The organism is Streptomyces sp. 8L (assembly GCF_020176795.1).
In the GTDB taxonomy this organism is placed as follows: domain Bacteria; phylum Actinomycetota; class Actinomycetes; order Streptomycetales; family Streptomycetaceae; genus Streptomyces.
Map to the genome: position 1 here is coordinate 1 of NZ_JAIUKE010000869.1, position 1,495 is coordinate 1,495.

Annotated in this window: 3 pseudogenes; 1 reads left to right on the forward strand and 2 read right to left on the reverse strand. The window is 66.0% G+C overall.

What is annotated here, in order from left to right:
- A pseudogene (locus tag LCE31_RS39550) lies at positions 1–436 on the reverse strand (hypothetical protein); the annotation flags it as partial.
- A gap of 305 nt (positions 437–741) precedes the next feature.
- Between LCE31_RS39550 and LCE31_RS41455 the strand changes: the two are divergent.
- Positions 742–1,274, forward strand: a pseudogene (locus LCE31_RS41455) (hypothetical protein); the annotation flags it as partial.
- 24 nt (positions 1,275–1,298) lie between these two features.
- Here LCE31_RS41455 and LCE31_RS39565 read toward each other — a convergent pair.
- Positions 1,299–1,495, reverse strand: a pseudogene (locus LCE31_RS39565) (IS5 family transposase); the annotation flags it as partial.

A 1,495-nucleotide genomic window follows, 5' to 3' on the forward strand; every position in this document is an offset into this window, starting at 1 on the left:
GTACAGCGTCGCGCGCCGTTCGCTGCCGAGGGAGCGGGAGGGTGGGTTCTTTCTCCGGGTTCTTTACGGGGTGGGCGCCCGACTCCCCGGCTGCCACAGCACCGGGACCCAGATTCATGGCATTCGGTGGCTCGGCTCCCACGCCCCGGGGCACGTCGTAGACGTGGGCATGACTGCTGAACGTGCCGTCCGCGTGCCTGACCCGCTCGACGAGGTAGTAACCGTACGCGGTGAGTTCACGCAGCGCCTTCGCGACGGCGTGGCGGCCCTGGGGGCTGGTGTCGGCCATCTTCCGGCCGTCTTCGCGCCAGCCGTCGGGTCTCGACAGGAGGTCGGCCAGCAGGCCGCGGGCCGTGTAGGACAACCGGCGGTCCTGCAACACAGTGTTTGGCAGGACAGTGAATCCGCGCGTGTGGCGGCTACGATGGATCTGCATCGGGAGGGTTGCTCCTTGTGCCGGGCCCCGGAGCGTTGGCGCGCTGCCGGGGTCACCTATTGAGTTCGTCGTGACAGAAAGTACCACGGCGATCACGCGTGGTTGCCCGTGACGGTTTCGCTCCACCGGGATGGGAGCTGAGCAGCAGCGCGCCCGGCCGCGCACGGCACCTCGCGGAGGGCACCAGGGCCCCGTCCGGGCCCGGTCGGGCATCCCTCGCCATCAGAAGATCCAGGCCCCCGCCACAAGTACCGTGCCGGTTCCGCCCCTTGCTCGACCACGAGAAGCCGTTTCAGGAGCATGCCGTGGACAACGAGATTCAACTCATCAGCGACGAGGACGGGCTGACGGTCGTCGGGAACGAGGCAGATGTTGAACGCTTCCTCGTCTCCGAGGGGCTACCGTCGAAGGACCTCGGGCGGAAAAGGTTCAAGTCCATCTTCGCGACCGGCGCTTCAGCCGCCCAAGCAGGCGCAGAGGTTTCCGCCAACTCCGCACGCTGGGTGAAGCTGACCCCGGAATCGGCGAAAGCCGTCAAGAAGTTCGGGTTGCGGAAAACTCCGAATCGGGTCTCAGCACCGGTGTATTGAAGCGGCAGAAGGGGCAGAAGGGCCAGATCGGCGGATTCGTGGAGTTCGCGCGGGCTCCCCGGTCATTCCTGACCAATCCGGCACTGCTTGCGAGTGCCGCGGGACTCATGGCACAGCTTGCGATGCAGCAGGCCATGGACGAGATCACCGACTATCTCGCCGTGATCGACGCGAAGGTCGACGACGTGCTACGCGCACAGAAGGACGCCGCCTTGTCCCGGATGATCGGGGTTGGGTTCGTCATCGACTAGGGCGTGTATCGAATGTGCCGGTCACAGCCACTCGTTGATGGCCGCTACGAGGACGGTCGCCTCGTAGCGGACCGCCAGTTTGTCGTATCTCGTGGCTACGGCCCTGTGGCGCTTGAGGCGATTGATGCCGCACTCGACCGCATGCCGAGCCTTGTAGTCCTCCGCGTCGAACTTGGGCGGCCGACCGCCGCGAGAGTCGAGCTTCTTGCGGTTGCGGG